Genomic DNA, 20,639 nt, shown 5'->3' on the forward strand with positions numbered 1-20,639 from the left:
AATTACTCCTTGTCTGAAGTATCGATACCTAAACGTTGTAGGTAAGCGATAAGTGCAATAATTTGCTTGTTCTTCATTTCACTAGGAATTCCTTGTTCAACAAGACCCTTTGTGATTGACTCAGCTTGTTCCTGTGCAAGATCAAATGCTCTTCTCACTTCTTCATCACTGTATGGAACACCAAGTGCTTTCATTACTTTTACTTTCTTCTCAATCGAGGCGAAGTCAGTCTTTTTCTTAAATAACCAAGTATAGTCAGGCATGATTGACTTTGGAGTAACATCTCTTGGGTTCATCATGTGTCTATAGTGCCACATATCGTTGTACTTTCCACCAACACGTGCTAAGTCTGGACCGATTCTACGAGAACCCCACTGGAATGGTCTGTCATATACAGAATCCGCTGCTGTTGAAGGTTTGCCGTAACGAAGATTTTCTTCAGGAGTTGGACGAATTTGTTGAGAGTGACATACGTAACAACCTTCAGCGATATAGATATCTCTACCTGCTAACTCAAGTGGAGTGTATGGTTTTACATTTGGATTCTTCTCAATAAACTTATTAGAAAGTAGAGAAGGAATAATCTCAACGGCACCACCAACTAAGATTGCAAGAGTTGTTAGTACAGTAAATAGAATTGGTAATCCTTCTAGTCTTCTGTGAGGAGTTGCATTTGCTTCTTCTGAGGACGCGTTAAGCGGAGCCGCTGCAAACACTTCTTCTTTTTCATCTTTCTTAGCTAGCTTGATTGTCATGATTAGGTTGTAAACCATGATGATAAAACCTGCTAAAACAAGAACTCCACCAAAAGCTCTTACCCAGTACATCGGAACGATTTTTACAACTGTTTCAATGAAGTTTGGATAAACTAGTCTTCCGCCTGCATCGATTTGTCTCCACATAAGACCTTGAGTAATACCGGCTACCCACATTGACATCATATAAAGTAGAAGACCGATAGTTGCTGCCCAGAACTGTGTATTAGCTAGCTTTAAAGAGTAAAGCTTAGTTTTCCAAATTTTTGGAACTAGGTAGTATAGAATACCTGCAATCATCATGTAGTTCCAACCGATTGTTCCTGCGTGTACGTGTCCAACGATCCAGTCTGTGAAGTGACCTAAGTAGTTAACAGACTTGATTGAAAGTAATGGACCTTCAAATGTTGCCATACCGTAGAACGTGATAGCTGTTGCTTGAAATTTTAGAACTGGATCTTTTCTAACTTTATCCCAAACACCTCGAAGAGTTAGGAGACCGTTAATCATCCCCCCCCAAGAAGGCATCCAAAGAATTACTGAGAAAACCATCCCAACAGTCTGTACCCAGTCTGGAGTTGAAGAATATAGTAGGTGGTGAGGTCCCGCCCAAATATAGATAAATACTAATGACCAAAAGTGAATAATTGATAATCTGTAAGAATATACAGGTCTATTCGCTGCCTTTGGAACAAAGTAATACATTAGTCCAAGAAATGGTGTTGTTAAGAAGAATGCAACAGCATTGTGTCCGTACCACCATTGCACAAGTGCGTCTTGCACACCTGCGTACACTGGATATGACTTCATGAAGTCAACTGGCAGTGAGATCGAGTTTACGATGTGTAGTACTGCAACAGTTACGATAGTCGCGATGTAGAACCAAAGAGCAACATAGATATGTCTCTCTCTTCTTTTTACAAGAGTTCCGATGAAGTTAATTGCAAAAGCAACCCATACCACAGCGATAGCAATATCGATTGGCCACTCTAGTTCGGCATACTCTTTACCTGTTGTAATACCAAGAGGAAGAGTGATCGCAGCAGCAACAATAATTAATTGCCATCCCCAGAAGTGGAAGTTAGACAAGAAATCACTAAATAGTCTTGCCTTACAAAGTCTTTGCGTTGAATAGTAGATCCCTGCAAAGATTGCGTTACCAACAAATGCAAAAATCGCAGCATTTGTGTGAAGAGGTCTTAAACGTCCAAAAGTTGTCCACTCAAGGCCTAGGTTTAATTTCCAGTATGCAAGTTGGAATGCAACTGTAACACCAAGTAATAGGGCAACAACTCCCCATAACATTGTGGCCCCGATAAACCACTTGGTAATTTTGTCATTATAGGAGAACTCCTCTAATTGACCCGGGTTTTGTGAATTTGTACTCATAAATCTCCCTTCCTTTTAGTTTCTAATTTATCATCATCAAATAACATTCTTTTTGCTGGCGTATCGAGGTCATCGTATTGTCCTGATTTAGTTGCCCAGACGAAGAGACCTACAAATAGTGCTCCTAAAATAAGAGCGAGTGGGAGCATGAAATAAATTACATTCATTGCCTCTCCTTAAATTTTTCAATTTTTCTTATATTGTTCGTTCCAAGAAAGCTTGAAGCAAGTACTGTTAGTGAACTTACTGGCATAAATACTGCGGCCATTAGTGGTGTGATATAACCAAATAGGGCAAGTAATACGCCTGCTATATTATAAAAAAGAGAGAAGTAGAAATTTCTAAAGACTACTTTGTGTGTCTCTTTTGCAAGTATAATAAGATTATAGATCTGTCTTAAATTTTGGTTTGTGATAAAGATGTCACTTGCCCTCATTGAAAGATCAGCACTACCACTTACTGCTATTGATACAGAAGATTTTTTGAAAGCGAGAACATCATTGATTCCGTCTCCAACCATCAGCGTATCTGAGTAACCAGAAATAAGGTGGGCCTTATCTTCTGGTGATAAGTTTCCGTGAGCGAGTTTTCTCTCTAGTCCAAGTTCTGTAGCAACACTTGCAACTACTTCATTATTGTCACCACTGGCGATATGAATAATTTTCCCAAGCTTAATTAGCTTTTGAATAAGTTCTGGCGTAGAAGACTTTATTTTGTCACCAATCGTATAAGTCGCTATAAGTTCATCGTTTTCATAAAGTCCGACTTGTGCGTTTTTTGAATTTAATTGTTCTGCATCTTTAAGCTTACCAAAGTAGAAGTTGTGATTGTCTTCTTTTACACTTACTCCTGCTCCTGTTATTGAAAGAATGTTCTTGATACCTGCAAGCTTTCCAATTCTCATCCTCTTGAAGTGTTTTTTCAGTGAATTTGCAATTGGATGAGTCGAGACTTGTTCAAGTGTATTTACGATTTCGTGAATATAGCTGTCATTGTATTTTGATAGGTTTTTAAAAGAAATGATTTCAAATTTACCCTCAGTTAAAGTTCCTGTTTTATCAAGGAAGATGTTTTTAACTGACTCAATTCTTTCAAGGATATTCTCATTCTTAATGAATATACCTTGTGATTTTAAAATACTAAGAGTTCTAATGTAAGCAAGTGGAGTTGCAAGTGCTAGGGCGCAAGGACAGCTGATAATAACAATCGCGAGCGCTCTTTCTAATGCTGGATTTAGTCCAAAGTATTTCAGCTGATAGGCAAAAGTCGAGAGAGTGAGAAATGTTACTGCCCATACAAAATACTTCGATATTTTATCCGCACTTGAAATGATATTATTGTTTGCAAGTTCTGAGTTCGTAATTGCGGAAACAATTTTTCCAAGTCTTGTTTGATTATCAGTTGCAGTAACTTCTAAAATTATCTCTTCTTCAAGGTTAACACTTCCTGCAAATATTTCTTCGCCACTATTGATCGATAGTGGGCGACTTTCTCCAGTTATTACAGAGTTGTCAATTGAAGCAGCGTAACTTCTTAAGACTCCATCGAATAGTATCTTTTCGTCTGTTTTAAATTTGACGAGGTCACCTTGTCTAATGAATCGAGAGTGTGTAAGTACCTCTCTTGATCCTTCTATCTTTGTTACTTCATTGTTTGTAAAAAAAGTATTAAGTCCTTTGTTGTTTAATCCCTGTTGAGTAGCTTTTTTAACAAAGTAGCGACTAAGGAGAATTAAAAAGACAAGTGTTGTAATTGAATCAAAGTAGTTGTGCTCACTACCAGTAAAAAGACCAATAGTTGAAAAAACAAACCCTGCTAAAATTGCTAGGGAGAGTGGCATGTCGATTGAAATTGATTTCAATTTAAGTGCCTGAAGGGATGTTTTGTAAAATGGCATCGCGCTGTAAAAAACCACCGGTAGGGATAGTATCAAGCATAGCCAATTAAAAGCATCTTTATAAATTCCGTCAGCTCCAGCATAATTCGAAACAGCGTATATCATGATATTACCCATGGCCGCGCCGGCAACACCTATTCGTAGAATTTCACTTCTTTCTTCTTGTTTTTGAAATTTCTTAGATGTGTCACCTAGAGCGATTGGGTGAGGGTAATAACCTAGTGAAGTTAATTCTTTCGCAAGAATTGAAATCTCTAAGTCTTTTGAAAACTCGAACATCGCAGTTGACTCAGCGATATTGAGTCTTGCATTCTGTAATCCCAAAATGAAGTTTGGAGTTTTTTCGATTAACCAAATACAGGCCATGCAGTGCACACCTTCAAGATAGAATGATACTTGCTTCTTATCATGCGCTGTTCTCACAAACTCCGCTTGGAAGTCTTCTGTGTTCATATATTCGAAACTTCCCTTATCCTTTGAAATTGGAGAAGGGACAAAGTCTTCTTCTTCGTTTCTAAGCTCATAGAACTTATCAAGACCTTTAGTGTGTAAAATGGAATAAACAGTCTTACAGCCATTGCAACAGAACACGTCTTCGTTTTTGAAAATAGCAACCTTTGCATCAAATGAATCGTTACAATGTTTACACTTCAATGTGTTGATAGGTTCTGTACTCATTCTTTATTCTTACTTCACTGGTCTCAGTGTTAAAATGTCACATGGTGAAAATTTATTCATGTAGCTAATAAATGAACCTTCAAATAGTGTTTCGAAACCACTTTTCTTTTTTGCTCCTAAAACACAAAGAGTTGCATTCTTATCTTTTAGATAATTTAAACATCTCTCTTTTGGATCATGATCAAAAAGAGTTTCAACAGTGTAGTTCTTAATGCCTAGTTCTTTTGCAAATTGCTCTAGCACTTGATTCGTCGCTTCTGTCATTTGCGGGATTTCATTTTCAGTTGGGAAAGTAAATACTGAAAGCTCATTAATGTACATTTGTATCTTGTGACAATGAACGATGTGTACAGTCGATTTTTCTGCATCTAAATGTTGTTTTACTTTTTTTAATTGTTCTAAAACTTCAGTCTCTAAAGTTGCGAAAATAACGGCTTTTTCCATGAGAATCTCTCTTTTTAAGGTTCTGTAATTAATAATGATCTTACGATTTAAGTATATCAAAAAACATGATCTGGATCACTTTTTTAAATGAACTTTATATCGCTAGAAGCTGACTGATCTTATCGGAAAGATCGTCTTCGTTTTCGATAATTTCATTAAAATCACTGCGAGAGAGAAAACAAATATCACTGCCTGGCATAATAACTGCAGAATAGTTTACCGGTTGGTTATTAAGGAGTTCTTTAACTCCTAACAGACATCCAGAGCCGATAGTTTTTTTGATCTTTTTATTTTTTGTGAGATGAATATTTCCTGAGATAACAAGGTATGCAACAACTGGGATTTGACCTTCGTAAAAGAGATTTGAGGTCGCGGTGTAGGTGATGTGTTCACCGCGTTCTCTTAGTTGATGTAATGTGTTGTCTTCAATGTCAAATGTCATAACTGTATCTAGTTTCATAGTCAGAGTTTAGATTTTTTTTCTTTATCTAAATATGTCTTAAATCAGGTTTTTAATTGTTTTTTCTAGTAATTTAAGTTCGCCCATTCGATAAGTCTTTCTTCATCGACAACGATTAGTGCTTTACCTGCTTGGCGGATAAGTCCTTCATCTTTAAATTCTGAAATGAAGCGAATTAATGTTTCGTTAGCCGTACCAATCATTGTAGCCATTTCTTCTCTTGTTAATTTAATATCAAGAAGGAATGAACCATCATCTTGTTTTACACCGTGCGATTCTTTTAAAAGAAGTAGAAGTTCCGCAAGTCTTTCTCTTACGTTTTTTTGATGGAAAGAACTAAGCTTAGCTTCCGCCGCTCCCATATCACGACTTAGTTTATTAATAACATGAAGTGAGACGCTTGGTTTTTCTTCAATTACTTTTAGAATAAATTTCTTGTCAATAAAGCAAACTTTTGTATCTTCAAGAGCTGTTGCTGTTGCTGAATAATAGTCACTTGTAAAAAGAGAGCGATGACCAAGAACATCTCCACCTTTTGCAACTCTGACGATCGACTCTTTACCGTCAGGTCCAGTTTTCGTGACCTTGATATTTCCAGAGTTGATACAATAGATTCCAAAAGGGTGGTTTCCTTGAACGAAGAGAGTTTGACCTTTTTTATAAGTATTAGTTACTTTATGAACTGACACTTCATCAAGCTCTGAGTCCTTAAGGTCGCAAAATATCCCTGTACCTTTAGAAGGGCAGCTTTGACATTTTTCTTCTTCTTTCACTTTTCTCATTTCTATTTACCTTGTGGTTTGCAAAAGCGCATAATATTTAAAAATTTTAATAATAACAATCTAACATAAGTCACCTGTAAATACATGACCTATGTCAGGTTTTAAAGAGAAAGTTGAAGTATTTATGAAGGTTTAATTGATAATAACAGAGCCGACCCGATAACCTTTCTCATTTATTAAGATATCTTGGTTAAGCTGGAATATCGAATCTTTAAGCTTTTGAGCTATATTACTGCGTTGTTTCTCTGTCAGTTTTTCAGGATTTTTAAATCCTATAAGAAGATCAATAGGGGCATCCCCAAGTTTGGCCGGCATGGATGTGGCCAGGGTGATTTCCTTGAGCATTTCCGGTGGAATGTCCCCATCGCTAAGGCCTCTGAGCGATTTACGCAGGCGCTTTTCAACCATCTCCCCATGGGCCGCAATTTTAAGTCTAAGCTCTTTTGGAGTGTTATCTGGAATGAAGCTCATACGGTACTGAGAAGGGTTGTCCTGCTTTGAAAATGATTTGATAATGTCTCTTTGATCATCTTTTGTCAGAGTTTCTTTGATCGTAACAGCGCAATCATCACCACTACATATAACATCGTGTGAGATGCCTTTTCGTTGAAGATCTTCACGAACAGTAAGTTCGAAATTCTTTTTTATACTATTGAAGTTCTCTGTTACTTCTCGTTCGCCATTTCGAATTGCCTTTATGGTGTCCTCTAAATTCATATTCTGTGCTTTTGAAGATGCAACATCTTTAGCAATTTGAAAAATATTCTGCGAGCCCATTCCTGTGACATCTCCAGTAAACCCTCCAAGAGTTGCATTATCAAGATGAGCAATCTCACGCTTAGGTACCCAAAGACCTGGAGTGAGACCATTGAGTTCCTGTATATAACTTAGAAAGTCTCTTGTCTCTCCGGTTGTTAGATTTAGACCATACTCTTTCTTAATGGTTTGTGTTAGTTTCATCATCTCAATGTCGTTAATTTGTGGGTCGTACTTCCTTAAAGTATCGATAAGTTCTGGTGAGATCGTTTTTTGATTCTTATCTAAAGTGACGAAATAGGGTGAGTCTTTAAATTTTTTGTTTGAAGATAATTGAAATTGAAATTTTTTTAGATTATCAACTTGTTCAGTTAACATCAGTCTTAAATCACTATATTTGACTAGCTCACTGTCTCGGATACTGTCACTTCTTAAAAAACTGCGAGATTTTTTTGATGCTAGCCCGGCCTGATCTGCTGTATCTGCAATTGCCCCTGAAAACCAATTTTGAGGCTGCTCTTTATTATCAAATAATCCGATGGCATTTATTTGTGAAGCAAACTCTTCATTACTTTCTTTGTAAACTTTTCCAAGCTCGGTTTCTAACTTTGTCCTAAGCTCTAGAGGCATTTCTTTTGGCAGAAATGCAAAACGAAGAGATTTAAAATCACTGTAGACTTCGAAGTCTACATCAGGGTAGTTAGCCAGAAGCCTTTTCATTTTTTGCATCATGATATCTTTGTGCAAATTTGTAAGTGATGTGACGGCTTCTTTATTTCCATAGGTATCGTTAAGTCTTTTTAGTGCAGAGTTTTCTACGTCAAGAAAAAAAGCTGCGTCTCCATCTTTTGCCGTATCAATCCAACGTTGGTTTAATCTTGGTGAAGTCAAGATGAAATGCGCGTACTCATGTTCAAGTTGCTTAGCCGTTTTTAATTTGGGTACATTATATTGAGAGACTTTTTTAAGTTTCGCTTTTTGATAGTTATCGACAATAGCGATCGAGGAATCATCAATGTCATGGCGCGATTGCTTGAGACCCTTGGCCCCGTATTTAATTCCTTTTCCTACAAATTCTCCTCCAATAGCGAGTGGGGCAAGAACCAAGTTTAAAGTAAAATCTTCTTCTCTATCTAGCAGTGACTGAGAAGAATTAAGACCTGCAAGAAAGTTAGTTTCCTCTGATGAAACTCTATTGGCCGAGATTGCTAAGTTTGCGGCCTCCATTGTCAGTCCTATTCCAATAGCGCAACCAAGACCAGCTGTGAGACCACAAATTCCACCACCAATTAGTGCCGTTCCAATCAGTGCCATATCGGTTTTGATTTCATCAAATGCTAAGTCGTCACGATAGCCTTGGGCCACATCACAAAGAAATTTCGGTGGACCCATTCTTTCAAGATAATTTTCTACTATGAGTGAATTAGAAAATACTTCATAAAGGTTGTTACTTCTTAATGAATTAAGCTTTTGCTTTGCCGATTGAACTTGTGCAAGACTTTCTTTTAAAGCAGTTTGTAACTCTTTTGAAATAACTTCATCTCTTTCTTCTCCGGAAAGATTGAGCTGTGAAAGTAGTGGCATTCTATCTAGACGCTTGAGGTATTGGTCTTCAAACTTCTCTTTGAGTTTTTTGTTTTCAGACTTAACGTGATTGTTTAATTGATTCTTCATATGATTAGAGCATGAGTGGCCGCGTAACGTTTTTTCGCTCTCTTTGATATAGTAAGTACCACTAGCATCCTGCTCGATGCACTTAATACGTGATGCCCCTTTCTGCATCCATTCTTGCTCAGATCTAAAATTTAAAAATTCTTTAGCTTCATTAAAAACTTTTCTCTCTTGACTCGTGAGAGTAGGAATATTAGTGTCTCCAACAAGATGCTCTATTTTTTCTTTTCCCGTCGCAAGTGCAAGTTCTTGTCTCATCTTAATGAGATTTGATTTCGTGTTAGAAAGTAGATCTTCTGTAATTTGAGAGCACTTTGCATGAGATGATAAATTTTTAAGACAATTGATGATCAGTTGTGTTGCTTTTTCTTGTTCATTTAAAGTCGCAAGAGATGCTTCTTTAATTTCTTTCAATACATTACTCTTGTAGAGCTTTATATTTATTTCGTATAAGTTTTTTCCGAGTTGATTGAGGTCTTCCTCTTCTAGGATCTCGCCATCAACACATTTGATGAAGTAATCTTCATTATCCTCGTTATTATATTTTTGACAGGCCTTATACTGATATTCTTCATTTGATCTGACGATATGGGCGTTTCGATATTTTTCTCTGCTTTTTGTCTCACTTCTTGTTCCTGCATAAACAATTGTGTTAATACTTATGACTATAAGCAGTAGGCAAGTAGGAATAAGGAAAACGAACTTTCTCATATCGCTATCTTTTCGGTTAGTTAGAAGATTTTTATTAGTATAACTTACATTTATTATAGGGAGAAATAGATTGATAAGATGTTGAATTTGTTATAAATAGTAGCTCTCACCTAAGGATTTTTATGACCAAAGACAGTAAAACAAAGTTGCCAACGGCACCAAGTAGTTCAACTAATGTGATCGATCTCGTTTTAAAAGAGTCCAGGGCCTACACTTCGATGGAGCTAATCGAATCTTATATTGGAGAAGAGAAGTCTCTAGCAAATATTCCTATTCAACCTCTTTATGTTTCTCTACGTTCATTGCCGATTGAATTAAAGTGTCACGCACTTTCTTTAATGACTAAGGAGCAGAGGGAAGTTGTTTACGATCTTGATCTATGGAAGAAAGACGAGATTGATGTTAACGAATTTCAAAACTGGGTACGAGTAGCTGCACTTTCTCCTGATGATAAAATTCGTTTTGAATTTGCTCATGGGGTTGAGTTTGCATTATTTATAAAAGGAAAGTTTAATATTTGGACATTCGATGCGGAAGATCCTGAATATCCTGATCATGATTATTACTTCTTAACTGAAGATAACCTGCTTCTTTTTGAATATGATGAAACATGTGACATCGTGGATGAAACAAAGACCCTTATTCGTGAACTGTATTATGAACTAGGGGTAGAGAAGGCATATCAATATCTTTTCACAATTGTTTCTGATGGTTTTATGTCTCTTTCAGAGCAAGAGTATTCACAGAAAAAAGGTCGTCTTAGTGATTTTGGTTTCGTAGATTACTTCGACGCACTTGAAGTTCTATCTCCGTTACCGTCTGTATCTCACATTGATCTCTTTATTAATAAGAAAGAAGCTCTTACAGGCGAAATTGACAATATTGGAAGACTTCAAACTCTTCATCAGAACTCACTAGTCGCATTTGAGCAAGATCACGTAAGAATCTCAGAGGAGCTAGCTAAGGTTAGTGAAGAGAAGAGATTTCATTTTCTTCACTTTAATTTCATTCGACTGATAAATTCTAATCTTGAATTTCATGGACTTTTAAAAGATAGTCCAATTGCAATGACAAGAGTAGGAAAGGCGACTCGAAATCTTGTTAATCTGGGTATTAACTATATTCGCGGAACAAGAGAGTTTGGCGAAACTAGTGTTTTTGATGTTTTTGATTTTGTTGATGTTCATCGCGTGGGTCTCTCTCTCATTAGTGTTGTCCAAAAAAGATTAAAGAAGCATTTGCGATTAACTAATCTAGATGACTCAGATGAAAAATTTTTAGGGAATTATTTTGAAACTTTTCTTGATGACCTTTTTGCAATTGAAGCAAAATATAAAGGTGTGTCTGAACAGTCTGATGCTATCACTGAAAAGTCTCAGTGGGAAAAAGTAAATAGGGATGCAAATCTTCTTGTTTCACTTCTTCCTTTTATGAAGAGTTTTAAAGAAGCATTTGAGGCCCTGAGTAGTGAAGGACGACTATCAAATTCTTATTACCTTAATTACGATATCGATAGTATTGATTTTGAAGCGCTAATTCTTTCAAGTTTTGTGAATTTCTCTCTTGATAAATTCAAGAAAGAAGAGACTCAAAAGATGGGAGTTACTGTGACAGAGCTCAAATCATTTTATGGAAGATTCCTAGGGGAGTCTGTTAGCGATGATTTGTTACAGGCCAAAATTTCGGCCTTTATTCAGGCCTTTGGATTAGCTGAGATTAATGAAGTTGATAAGTACATACTAATACTGATCAATGAACATTTAGGTGGGTACAACCTCGAGGAACTTGAGGAATCTGAATTCAAGCATGTCGGTGGCCCTATTATTTTCAATACTTTATCCTAGTGTCAGCCCGACACTAGGCCTTATTTTTGAGAAATTTTTACAAATTTCGTTGAGAAAAGTTCAATAAAAATCCATACTCCGTTCACCACAGAGAAAGGGGGAGAGTATGAAAAGCTTTTTGAAGACAACTTTTGCATTATCTTTAGTATTAGGACTTATGCAATCAGTTCGCGCAATGGAGCATAAATTATCTACGATTTCAAATGATGAGGACGCAAACACTTATACGATTGGACTTGTAACAGACGAGGATAATCTTGAAGTTCAGCAGATTCTAAAAAAAGAGTTCGATGGGCGTGGTAATGTGATTTCAGTGGACAAGTATTCACCTGCAGATCTTGCAAAGGGTGTGGTGATGGTTAAGCGTAAGGGTTACGAGATTGTAAAACTTAAGGCGCAGAATTTTAATGCCACAGATAGTGCCGACCTTGATATGGAGGTTCTAGTTTCTGCTCTTTCAAAGGACAAGGAAACTTATGACCTGAAAGTTGAAAAGCAAGGAGAACAGTGGAAACTACTTCTCAATAACAGGGATGCTTCTAAGTTATTCTTTGTGACTAACAAGAAATTCATGATCGGAACAGTCGGGATTAAGGATGTAAAAATAAAATAAATTGAAGGCCTCGTTTGAGGCCTTTTTTTTTGCCGTCTTGCACTTGATTTTTATTCAAGCGATAATTAGAGAGGAAATTAATTATGTGCAGGAATAGGTATGGCAAAGATTTATAAAGATTTTAACGAACTTGTAGAACAGAATAAAGGTTTATTCAATGCTGTAGGCAAGTCAAGAAACTATGGAATCCTCGAGGCCATTTGGAATGCAAGAAATCATGAAGTAGAGTCTTTAAAAGGAAAAGTTTCAAAACTAGAAACAGCTAACAAAAATTTTTCTGATGATAATACTCTTTTAGAAAAACAAAGAGAGATACTTTGTCATGAGCTGAATCAATCTCAAAAGAAAGCAGAACTACTTTTAGTAGAAAATAAAGAAATTAAAAATAAGTATGATATTACTTTGAAAAAGTATCAGGAACTCGACTCGACTAGCCAGAGAAGAGAGCTTCAGTGTCGTGATATTATTAGTGAGCGAGAAGTTCTTGCTGCTCGAATTGAGAAGCTTTCAAGTGAAAAAGAATTATTAAAGCTTGAGATTTCTGAAACAATCGAAGGTGCAAAAGCTGAAATAGCAAAAAGAGAGCGTGAGATCGAGCAATTAGCATTCTTACGCGATGACCTGCAAGCGCAGGTAAGTTCGTTACAATCTCAAATCACAAATCTGACAACTCAAAATGAGAACCTCGAAGTATCATTAGAAAGATCAGCAGATAGAATTTCAGAGCTTAAGTCTACGGTTGAGAGAAGTCAGCTTAATCTCAGTACGATTAAGAAAGAACTTGCACAAAAGCGCAATGAAGTTGAGTACTTCTCAGAATGCTTTGCAAAGTTTGAGGGTTCTCTTAAAAAGAAAATGAACCTCAAAAGAATTGACTCAGAAGTTTCTCAGTAATTTAAATAACGCTCAAGATTTCTTTTAGAAATTGAGGCTGGTTCTTATAGTTAAGTGAAGTCATGTAGATCCCAGGGCTCTTTAGTCCTGGAAGCTCTTCAATAACAATTGAATCCGTTTTCTTGATAACGTGATCAGGAATAACAGCAATTCCCACACCATTTTTTGCAAGTTGAACAATCGTTGAGATATTTTCAACCATAATTATTTGCTCACTTCTTTTCTTGCTAAGCTTGAAAAGATTATCACCCTCTGAATAAACGATCCAGCGGTACTCGTGAAGTTTTTTGCGGTTTACTGCTTCTTTACTGATCAGCACAAGTTTCTCATCAAAAAGTTTCAAAGAACTTACAAGATCAGTCTGAAGATTCTCTGTTGAGAAAATAATATCAAAGTTACCAAGCTCGATACCTTTTAATAGTTCTGGCTGATCGCCAATATGGATGTGCATATTACGATTATATTTCTTGTAGTAGCGAAGAAGGATAGGTGTGAACCATGTTTTTAAAAGTCCACTTAGGATTCCAACTTTAAGTTGTCTTGTATCTTCCTTGTCAAATATTTCGTTAGAGATACGATCAAAGTGTTCACAGGCCGCGTAGAATTCCTTCCCCTTTTCTGTCAAAACAACTTTCTTACTTGAGCGAATAATAAGCTCTTCACCAATAGACTCTTCAAGAAGTTTTACTTGTCTTGAGACGGCTGACTGAGCAATCTTTAAAATGTCAGCGGCCTTTGAAAAGCTAAGGTGTCTTGCTGTAAGTACGAATGCTTTGACGTAGCGATAATCCATGAAAATCTACTTCCTTATTATTGGTTAACCATTGGTGGAACAAGATCTTCTCTTTTTCTCCAGAACTTTCCAAAGTATTTCTTCTGATCAAGATTCGTTACAGTGAATCCTTCATTATTATTTTCAATATCAAGGACGTAATCGATAACCGTTTCACCTAAGTAAAAAGCAGCGAATGGATCAACAAGAACTTCAAGATCCTGCTCATTTGTTACTTTAACTAACATATCGTCATCTTTTCTATCAGTGAAACCTACAGAGTATGTGAAACCCTCACATCCTTTTCCAGAGATCAGAAGACGAAAGTACTTACCAGCTAGGGTAAAGTCATTTTCAATCATCAACATTAGCTGTTGCATCGCTCTGTCTGTAAGAGTAACTTTTGGAGGAACAATAAGATCTGCATCAATTTTGTTAACTGACCTAGTTTGGGTCATTTTTCCCTCGATTCCAGCGCGTAAAGCGTGGTGATATAGCTTTGTGTTTGTAATTGTGTTAAGTTGTAAGATGATTACTACCTAAAAATGGGACCGTTTTACAAGTACTTTTTGAGGATTTTTTATGAAACTGCAATATAAATTATCGATTCCAGAGCCACACACGCATATGGCGAATATCACGATCAACGCAAAGCGCGAGAGTTCAGATAACTATCTAGATTTCTTTATCCCTTCTTGGTCTCCAGGATCATACCTGATGAGAGAGTATGGGAGAAATATTCGTATTTTTATGGCCCATAATAAACTAGGTGAGAGACTAACGACTAAACAAATTGATAAAGGAATTTTTCGAATTGATTTTTCTGCAAGTGATTTAAAACATCCTGAAGAACTTGAGTTCAGTGTAAAGTACGAAATATTTTGTCACGAATTAACTGTTCGTACATCACATATTGATCAAAGCCATGCATTCATTCATGGACCAAGTACCTTTATGGGTGTGCTTGGAAAAGAAATGAATTCGCCAGAGCTTGAGATTGAAATCAATCCGCTTTGGTCGAAAATTACAACAGGATTAACTGATATCTCTGAAAAAAGAGATGTCTTCCTTTATTCTGCTGCTGACTATGATGAGTTCATTGATTGTCCAATTGAAATTGGTTGCCACGAAACTGATGGATTTATGTCTCACGGAAAACCACATGAACTTGCTTTCTATGGTCAGTTTCTTTCGAATGGAATTAGTGAAACAAAAGTAAAAGAGGATATCAAGAAAGTTGTCGACCATATTCTTGCGACGATGGGTGGCGCTCCTTATGATCGCTATGTTTTTATGACCCACTTAGCTCCAGGACTTTTTGGTGGACTTGAGCATTTAAATTCAACGGCACTACAATACTGTAGTTATGAATTCTCACAAGAGAAAGGCTACAAGGGCTGGCTGGAGCTTGTGGCCCATGAATTCTTCCACCTGTGGAATGTTAAGCGTATTAGACCATTAGAACTTGGACCTTTTGATTATACAACTGAGGCCTTAACTCGTATGCACTGGTTAACAGAGGGGCTTACAAGCTTCATGGATCAGTACTTTATTTTTAGAACTGATTATTACTCTCTTGAGGATTACCTTGATTGCCTCAAGGCCAATATTAATCGTTATCAGCAAACTCCTGGACGCAAGTATCACTCTGCAGAAGATAGTTCTTTTAATTCATGGATTAAGCTCTATCGTCCAGATGAAAACTCAAATAACTCGTCAGTGAGTTACTACCTGAAGGGTGGACTAATCTTCTTAGTTCTTCATATGAAACTTTTAGAGCAGGGAAAGGGAGTTCTTGATCTTGTTGATGCTCTTTGGAAGAGATATCTTGCAAATCCTAAAGTTGGAGTTGTTGAAGATGAGGTTTTTGAAATGATCCGCGAAATCGGGGGTGAAAAACTTCGTGATGACTTTATCTACCTTGTTAAAGGTGTCGATGAAATTGATTTTGAAAGTCTATTTAACAAATTTGATCTCGTATTTGAATATGATGAGGCCAAGGCGGACCTTGGAATTAATGTTGAGTTTAAAGGCGATAGAGTCGTTGTTAAATCTGTTCGCGCTGACTCAAGTGCTCACAAGTCTGGACTTAATGCAGGAGATGAAATTTTAAGTGTAAACGGGCTTAGATTTCTTAAAGCAGATTATGATAATCGCGATAAGATTTTTATTGAGAACAAGCGCTATACACTACTCATTTCAAGACTAGGACATGTCATGCCACAAGAAATTTTGGTTGAAAAAGGTCTTCGTAGTATTAAGAGTATTAAGGTTAAAGAAGGCGCGAATAATAAAGAAATTGAAACAAAACTAAAAGGTTCCATGCCCGTTTAACAGGCATGGAACTTTATATTATTTAACAAGCTTTTTAAGGGCAGTAAAAGCATCTGCAGATAGAGCTTCTTGGTACTCTTCCCATACGTTAACTGCAATTTTTTCGCTTGGTTGTTTTGCAATAATACTTACGACTTCATCAAAAACCATATTAATCTCTTCGATTTCAGAATTGTAAGCAATCATTTCTGAAATTGTAAGACCAGCTTTCTTCGCATCTTCGATTCCGATATTTGAGAAAGTAATTTTTTCTGACTTATCATCGAGTAGAATTGCACCAGTTACGACACCAATGAGTCCTAACTTTTTTGAGCTACTTTCAAATGACTTTCCAGCATAAACCCAGCCAAGCCCGACAAGAGCATATTTTAAACCTACTCCATATGCGCCACCTAGAGTTGCAATTGAAGCAATTGCTGCGTGAGATGAGCTAACAAATCCTGTACTTAGAATAAGCGATAGTAATGCTACTTGAAGTTTCTTCACTTGTGTTCCCCCTGAAAATTGTATTCAGGGGTTATATAAAAATTATGGATTGAATGCTACTCTAAAGCAGACTTTTTGTATTTTTTACAGGCCAATTTTCGAGTACATGATCCCTCTGATTTCATCTACTTCATTGATAAAATCATGATAGGCATTGGGGCTGTGGATGAGCTGGCAGTTCTTTAATTGATCACAGACAATATTCTGCGACTGGTTATCAACCACGCGATCTTTCCCCGATTGGAAGATTAAAACGTTGGTCTTGTCTAATGCCTCAAGATTTTCTGTAACTTTTGAAGTAAATTTTAAAACTTGATTGACCCAGCCAAATGTCGAGCCCGCGGACTTAATCTCTGGGTGTTCTCGATAAATGAATTGGGCCAGTTCGTAGCGATCTTTTGATGTGGTATTGTAGTTGTCTAGGCTAAATGGTTTTGGGTTATATGGGCCTTGGAAAAAAGCATAGCTTTTTGCGAAACCAATATCGGATAAGAATGAGCTAAGCCAAGTTGCTAGTGGGCGAGGTATTCCACGGGTTGAGATTCCAAGCATTGGGGAAGATAAGAAGAGATTTTCAAAATGAATCTTTCCTCGTTTGGCCACTTCGAAAATAATATAACTACCCATACTGTGGGCAACCGCATTTACTTTTTTTAGGTCTGCATTTTCATTTAAAATTTTTGAAATAATTAATTCAGTAGATTCAAAGTATTCATTGAAGTCATCGATGTGAACCTTTTGGGTTCCTGGAACAACGTGAGTACTAAAGCCTTGGTTGAGGTGATCGATAATGAGAATACTCGCCTTTTTTTTCTTTCTTATATCATCGCCAATTTCAGTATACTTTAAGCCTGACTCATTTCTTCCTGGAGAGATGACATAGAGCTCGTCAGTTTCTCCCTTCGCAAAACAGTAGTGAATGTCATAGCTCTTGTAAGAAATTTTATTAGCATCAAAGCATGGACGATAGGTCGGGTAGAGTTCATTTTTAAAACGTTCAATGAGCTTGTTGGCAAAAACTAGTTGAGGTAGCAGTAATACCAAAATTAAGCTTTTCATTTCTTTTTCTCCAAGAGAGCAATGGCGAGAATGTAGTCCTCAGTATTTTCAAATAATATGTCACCAAGAGCGTCTACATTTCCCTCTATATAGAATTTTGAATTTTTGATAATTAAATCTTTTATGACAAGCACTTTTTCTCCGCGATAGTGTGGGAAGTAGGCCTTGTAAGCGGCTTCCTTGGCACACCAAAGATCAAGCAGTGGTAGTTCTTTGTCATCACTTTCAAGTAGAAAATACTTCTCAATTCCTGGTCGATACTTTCTTGTTCTCCACTCGATATCGATTCCAATTCCTTGGTAGTCGCTATGATTTGCGATGATTGCTGCGGCAGCATCCTTAGTATGGCTTAGGGAAACCAGGGTTTCGGGATTGTTTTTTAAATGATTAAAGGATTCGATTTCGAGTACTTCATGACCGAGATGATTTTTAGTTAGCTGGCTTAGGGCATAGCGGGATATTCTAAACCCTTGATTTGCTTCGGGGTGAAAATCCTCTGGGTGTGAAAATTCTACTCTTACGTGATATTTGTTCATTTTACATATTGCCGTTTCGCATTAATTTTGTCATAACTTCATTTAAGTTTAAATTAAATTTTTACATATGTTGAGGAGTATTTCATGATGCCAGATGAATTAGCTGCGATGATTGCAAAGGCTATTTTTGTTGTTTCTGCTGCGATGGTTTTATGTATGGCGAAGGCGAGAGCTAGTGAGATTAATTACTCTCAAATTCAATCTCCAACAGTTTTAGTCCGTTAATCTAAACAAACAAATCATAGACACAAATTCCTAATTTCTATATAATTTAGAAGATATTAATCCCCTCACACCTCAAGGAGTAAGAGAATGGGTGGTGACACTAATCCTTCTAGAACAAAGTCTCGTTCAAAAGCAATCAATCAATCAACAAGAAACTTCAAAAGACCGATGGACTCAGCTGGAAACTACCTCCGAGCAAGTCAGTACTATGGTCAGAATGTTTTCTATTTTGCGAAATCTTCAGGGATTCCTGAAATTATTAAGAATGAACTAGAAGAGTGTGTGAAACTTGGAAGACCAATTCAAAAAGAACACGCAAGTGTCGTAGCTAAAGCAGTAACAGAGTGGGCGGTTAAAAGAGGAGCAACACATTTTTGTCACTGGTTTCAACCATTAACTGGTGCGACTGCTGAGAAACACGATGCTTTCCTTGATCTTGACGGTGAAAGGCCAATCGAAAAATTATCGGTAAGCCAACTTTTACAAGGTGAACCGGATGCATCTTCATTTCCAAACGGTGGCTCAAGATCAACTTTTGAAGCACGTGGATATACTGCTTGGGATTTAACTTCTCCAATGTTTTTAATGAATGGACCAAATGGAAAAACTCTTTGTATTCCAACGGCATTCGTTTCATATCATGGTGAAGCTCTCGATATTAAAACTCCACTTTTAAGATCACTTTCAACGCTTAATACTCAGGCTACAAAGTTCATGAACCTTATTGGTGAAAAGAATGTTTCAAAAGTTATTGTTACTTGTGGAGCAGAACAAGAATATTTTCTTGTTGATAAAAATTTCTACTACCAAAGACCAGATCTTGTGATGACTGGAAGAACTCTTCTTGGTGCAGGTACAACAAGAAACCAACAATTAGAAGATCACTACTTCGGAGCAATTCCTGAAAGAGTACTTGCGTTTATGGAAGAACTTGATCTTGAATTACATAAACTTGGAATTCCTGCTAAAACTCGTCACAACGAAGTTGCTCCTGGACAATTTGAGATTGCTCAAATTTTTAGAGAAGGAAACGTTTCTTCTGATAATAATCAACTCGTCATGGCGCTTATTAAATCAGTTGCCGCTAGACATAACATGGTAGCTCTTCTTCACGAAAAACCATTTGCTGGAATCAATGGTTCTGGAAAGCATTTAAACTGGTCGATGTCTACGGATACAGGAATTAACCTTCTTGAGCCAGGAAATGAACTTCATTCTAACACGCGCTTTCTTGCTGTGACTTCAATTGTTATCGAAGCTGTAAATAGACACGCTAGGGCCCTCAGAGCTGCGATTGCAAGTCATGGTAATGATCATCGTCTTGGCGCAAACGAAGCACCTCCGAGTATTATTTCTGTATTCACTGGATCAACAATCGCAGATGTTCTTGAATCGATTAAAGATGGAAAAGAATTTACTCCATCTGGAAAAATTACCTTAGATCTTGGTGCAAATCAACTCGCACAATTTCATAAAGACAATACAGATAGAAATAGAACATCTCCTTTTGCCTTTACTGGTAATAAGTTCGAGTTTAGAGCTGTCGGTTCTTCCCAGGCAATTGGTCTGCCTCTAAGTATTTTAAATGCAGCCGTTAGTGAGGTTTTTGCCGAATCAAATACATTCATTGAAGAAAGAATTGCTGCAGGGGACACTATCGATCGCGCACTTTTACTTCTTTGTGAAAAGTGGATGAAATCTTCTTGGAATGTTATTTTCAATGGGGATGGATACTCTCAAGAATGGGTACAAGAAGCAGAAAAAAGAGGGCTTCCAAATCTAAAGAATTCTGCTGAGGCACTTGAAGTTTTTAATTCTAAGTCAGATGTGGCATTCCTGACGAACCAAGGAATTTACCGAGAAATCGAATTAGAGACTCGTTACAACGTTCTTCTTGAAAGATACTGTAAGCTACGTGAAATTGAATTTAATACGTTAATTGATATGATTCATCAGTATATTGTTCCAACATCTCTTGCATATAAGAAAGAGCTTGGAGATATTGTACTAATGCAAAGGCAACTCAAAGTAGAATCAACTGTTGAAATGGATATTTATAAGAAGATTAATTTAACTGTTGAGACTCTGTACGAAGACGCGAGAAATCTTTCAAATCAAATTAAAGATCTTCCTCACGATGAAAGTGCAAGAGCGAAAATGATTGCTGAAACACTTATGCCAATGAGTGAGCAACTATCAATTTTCTGTGAGCAATTAGAAGCCTTGATTCCAGATAGTAAGTGGCCACTGCCTACTTATTTTGACATGTTATTTTTAAGATAATGAGATTTTAGATTTATAAAAAATAAGAAGGGACCTTATGGTCCCTTTTT

At 36.9% G+C, this 20,639-nt stretch carries 18 protein-coding genes; 6 read left to right on the plus strand and 12 right to left on the minus strand.

The genetic code is table 11. The features are described 5' to 3' along the window. Positions 1-2: 2 nt before the first annotated feature. From ccoN to M900_RS14000, 7 genes are all read right to left on the minus strand, one after another. Positions 3-2,144 (minus strand): cytochrome-c oxidase, cbb3-type subunit I, encoded by a 2,142-nt coding sequence (gene ccoN / locus M900_RS13970; protein WP_021275515.1) that lies wholly within the window; start codon positions 2,142-2,144, stop codon positions 3-5. Then, positions 2,141-2,311, minus strand: a complete 171-nt coding sequence (gene ccoS / locus M900_RS13975; protein ID WP_021275381.1) for a cbb3-type cytochrome oxidase assembly protein CcoS — start codon at positions 2,309-2,311, stop codon at positions 2,141-2,143. Before ccoS ends, ccoN begins: the two co-directional genes overlap by 4 nt. Beyond that, on the minus strand, positions 2,308-4,719 hold the full coding sequence (locus M900_RS13980; RefSeq protein WP_021275295.1) for a heavy metal translocating P-type ATPase: 2,412 nt from the start codon (positions 4,717-4,719) through the stop codon (positions 2,308-2,310). Before M900_RS13980 ends, ccoS begins: the two co-directional genes overlap by 4 nt. A gap of 9 nt (positions 4,720-4,728) precedes the next feature. Beyond that, positions 4,729-5,163, minus strand: coding sequence for a universal stress protein (locus tag M900_RS13985; RefSeq protein WP_021275576.1), 435 nt, complete (start codon positions 5,161-5,163; stop codon positions 4,729-4,731). 94 nt (positions 5,164-5,257) lie between these two features. Further along, positions 5,258-5,623: a cyclic nucleotide-binding domain-containing protein gene (locus M900_RS13990; protein ID WP_034732813.1), complete on the minus strand. Its 366-nt coding sequence runs from the start codon at positions 5,621-5,623 to the stop codon at positions 5,258-5,260. A gap of 65 nt (positions 5,624-5,688) precedes the next feature. Next, a complete protein-coding gene (locus M900_RS13995) occupies positions 5,689-6,405 on the minus strand; it encodes a Crp/Fnr family transcriptional regulator (protein WP_021275675.1) in 717 nt (238 codons plus the stop codon). Positions 6,406-6,537: 132 nt separating this feature from the next. Further along, a complete protein-coding gene (locus tag M900_RS14000) occupies positions 6,538-9,543 on the minus strand; it encodes a hypothetical protein (RefSeq protein ID WP_021275394.1) in 3,006 nt (1,001 codons plus the stop codon). Between the two features lie 122 nt (positions 9,544-9,665). Here M900_RS14000 and M900_RS14005 point away from each other — a divergent pair, with 122 nt between their 5' ends. The 3 genes from M900_RS14005 (at position 9,666) to M900_RS14015 (ending at position 12,894) form a co-directional block, all read left to right on the plus strand. Then, the gene (locus M900_RS14005) at positions 9,666-11,387 is read left to right on the plus strand and encodes a DUF6178 family protein (RefSeq protein WP_021275449.1); all 1,722 of its coding nucleotides are present in this window, start codon (positions 9,666-9,668) and stop codon (positions 11,385-11,387) included. Positions 11,388-11,493: 106 nt separating this feature from the next. After that, the gene (locus tag M900_RS14010) at positions 11,494-12,000 is read left to right on the plus strand and encodes a hypothetical protein (RefSeq protein WP_021275479.1); all 507 of its coding nucleotides are present in this window, start codon (positions 11,494-11,496) and stop codon (positions 11,998-12,000) included. 99 nt (positions 12,001-12,099) lie between these two features. Continuing rightward, the gene (locus tag M900_RS14015; protein WP_021275468.1) at positions 12,100-12,894 is read left to right on the plus strand and encodes a hypothetical protein; all 795 of its coding nucleotides are present in this window, start codon (positions 12,100-12,102) and stop codon (positions 12,892-12,894) included. Between the two features lies 1 nt (position 12,895). Here the strand turns inward: M900_RS14015 and M900_RS14020 are convergent, their stop codons facing one another. Together M900_RS14020 and M900_RS14025 are read right to left on the minus strand one after the other, a co-directional pair. Further along, positions 12,896-13,687 (minus strand): LysR family transcriptional regulator, encoded by a 792-nt coding sequence (locus M900_RS14020; RefSeq protein ID WP_021275363.1) that lies wholly within the window; start codon positions 13,685-13,687, stop codon positions 12,896-12,898. A gap of 17 nt (positions 13,688-13,704) precedes the next feature. Further along, complete coding sequence (locus tag M900_RS14025) at positions 13,705-14,124, minus strand: iron-sulfur cluster assembly accessory protein (protein ID WP_021275610.1); 420 nt, start codon at positions 14,122-14,124, stop codon at positions 13,705-13,707. A gap of 124 nt (positions 14,125-14,248) precedes the next feature. Between M900_RS14025 and M900_RS14030 the strand changes: the two genes are divergently transcribed. Continuing rightward, positions 14,249-16,000 (plus strand): M61 family metallopeptidase, encoded by a 1,752-nt coding sequence (locus tag M900_RS14030; protein WP_021275492.1) that lies wholly within the window; start codon positions 14,249-14,251, stop codon positions 15,998-16,000. 18 nt (positions 16,001-16,018) lie between these two features. Here the strand turns inward: M900_RS14030 and M900_RS14035 are convergent, their stop codons facing one another. From M900_RS14035 to M900_RS14045, 3 genes are all read right to left on the minus strand, one after another. Further along, positions 16,019-16,486, minus strand: a complete 468-nt coding sequence (locus M900_RS14035; protein WP_021275405.1) for a hypothetical protein — start codon at positions 16,484-16,486, stop codon at positions 16,019-16,021. An 84-nt stretch (positions 16,487-16,570) separates the two neighbouring features. Next, the gene (locus M900_RS14040; protein WP_021275522.1) at positions 16,571-17,545 is read right to left on the minus strand and encodes an alpha/beta fold hydrolase; all 975 of its coding nucleotides are present in this window, start codon (positions 17,543-17,545) and stop codon (positions 16,571-16,573) included. After that, positions 17,542-18,081: a 4'-phosphopantetheinyl transferase superfamily protein gene (locus M900_RS14045; RefSeq protein ID WP_021275415.1), complete on the minus strand. Its 540-nt coding sequence runs from the start codon at positions 18,079-18,081 to the stop codon at positions 17,542-17,544. Before M900_RS14045 ends, M900_RS14040 begins: the two co-directional genes overlap by 4 nt. Positions 18,082-18,165: 84 nt before the next feature. On the opposite strand from M900_RS14045, the gene M900_RS17780 reads away from it, so the two are divergent. Then, positions 18,166-18,306, plus strand: a complete 141-nt coding sequence (locus tag M900_RS17780; protein WP_021275513.1) for a hypothetical protein — start codon at positions 18,166-18,168, stop codon at positions 18,304-18,306. An 87-nt stretch (positions 18,307-18,393) separates the two neighbouring features. Next, positions 18,394-20,589, plus strand: coding sequence for a glutamine synthetase III (locus M900_RS14050; protein WP_021275570.1), 2,196 nt, complete (start codon positions 18,394-18,396; stop codon positions 20,587-20,589). Positions 20,590-20,639: the final 50 nt, after the last annotated feature.

Source organism: Bacteriovorax sp. Seq25_V (assembly GCF_000447795.1).
Lineage (GTDB): Bacteria > Bdellovibrionota > Bacteriovoracia > Bacteriovoracales > Bacteriovoracaceae > Halobacteriovorax_A.